The following is a 1,313-nucleotide window of genomic DNA, read 5'->3' on the forward strand; positions in this document are numbered from 1 at the left end:
CAAAAAGGCCGTCTGAAACAAGTTTCAGACGGCCTTTTATCAATCTGCCTTATTGTTTCTTCAAGCCCTTGGCTTCGACAGTGGCAATCGTACCGTCAATGCCTTTGCTCTTAATCAGCTCGCCAAATTGATTGCGGTATACCGTTACCAAGCTGGTACCGTCCACGCGGATGTTGTAAATCTTATACACACCGCCACTTTGGTAAAGCTGGTAAGCCACTTCATACTTCGTACCTTTTTTGGTTTGAATTTCCGAGAAAACGTCAAACTTATTGCCGTTTGCCGTCATCTTCGGCAACAGGCGCACATTTGCATCCGCCGCACCAATTAACGCGGAATGCGAGTACATCGCAATGACCATATCTTTGAATGCACGGATAAAATCGGTTTTCTGTTTGGCAGAAAATTCACGCCATGGCGCACCGACCGCTAAAGCCGAAATACGCTCATAATCCAAATAACGGTTGGCATACTGCTCAACCTGTTTCACGCGTTGCGCCTCTGTCAAAGACGTATTGCGTGCGATTTTCAACACAGCATCAATATTCTGCTGCATCTGCTTTTGCGCCGGATGCGTTTCCGCCGCCACATAAGGCGCGGCAATCACCATCGGAGCGGCCACAATCAAAGTCTGAAGAAAACGGTTCATAACGATATCCATCCAAAATAAAACCGCATTGTAAAAACAATCCATTCCAAAAAACTTAATTCTTTGTAAAAGCAGACATGGGCAATGAAAAATCCTGCAATTAAATTTCAGACGGCCTGATAAAAATAAGATAACATATAAACGTTATTTTCAAAGGAGGAAACCATGCCCTACGTCAACATTAAAGTAACCGGCGGCAGCGAAGCCCCGAGCGCGGAGCAAAAAGCCGAATTGATCCGCGGCGTCACCGAATTACTCTCACGCGTTCTCAACAAAAACCCTGAGACAACCGTCGTCGTCATCGACGAAATCGATATGGACAACTGGGGCATAGGCGGCAAAAGCGTGACGGTTCGCCGTGCCGAAGCGCGCAATAAGTAAGCCTTGGCCGTCTGAAGCCCTTTTAATTTACCCGCAAAAAGAGTACATTTATCCCATTGTTAACAATTTTACGGAACACACATCATGGAGAAATTTCCCAAATCATCCAAACTGGACCACGTTTGCTACGACATCCGCGGCCCGGTTCACAAAAAAGCCCTGCAACTGGAAGAAGAAGGCAACAAAATCCTCAAGCTCAATATCGGTAATCCTGCTCCGTTCGGTTTTGAAGCGCCCGACGAAATCTTGGTTGACGTCATCCGCAACCTGCCGACTTCACAAG

General features: G+C 46.6%; 2 protein-coding genes and 1 pseudogene. 2 read left to right on the forward strand and 1 reads right to left on the reverse strand.

The features are described from left to right. Positions 1–49: 49 nt before the first annotated feature. The gene (locus tag ACTHUM_RS14345) at positions 50–649 is read right to left on the reverse strand and encodes an MlaC/ttg2D family ABC transporter substrate-binding protein (protein WP_049322312.1); all 600 of its coding nucleotides are present in this window, start codon (positions 647–649) and stop codon (positions 50–52) included. A 165-nt stretch (positions 650–814) separates the two neighbouring features. Between ACTHUM_RS14345 and ACTHUM_RS14350 the strand changes: the two genes are divergently transcribed. Then, the gene (locus tag ACTHUM_RS14350; RefSeq protein WP_003682441.1) at positions 815–1,030 is read left to right on the forward strand and encodes a tautomerase family protein; all 216 of its coding nucleotides are present in this window, start codon (positions 815–817) and stop codon (positions 1,028–1,030) included. Positions 1,031–1,114: 84 nt separating this feature from the next. Next, positions 1,115–1,313, forward strand: a pseudogene (locus ACTHUM_RS14355) (aminotransferase); the annotation flags it as partial.

The sequence above is a fragment of the Neisseria sp. P0021.S006 genome (genome assembly GCF_051956895.1).

What these genes read in the sequence shown, in the direction of transcription:
- ACTHUM_RS14345 (WP_049322312.1), bottom strand. Translation starts at nt 649, where the DNA reads ATGAACCGTTTTCTTCAGACTTTGATTGTGGCCGCTCCGATGGTGATT.
- ACTHUM_RS14350 (WP_003682441.1), top strand. Translation starts at nt 815, where the DNA reads ATGCCCTACGTCAACATTAAAGTAACCGGCGGCAGCGAAGCCCCGAGC.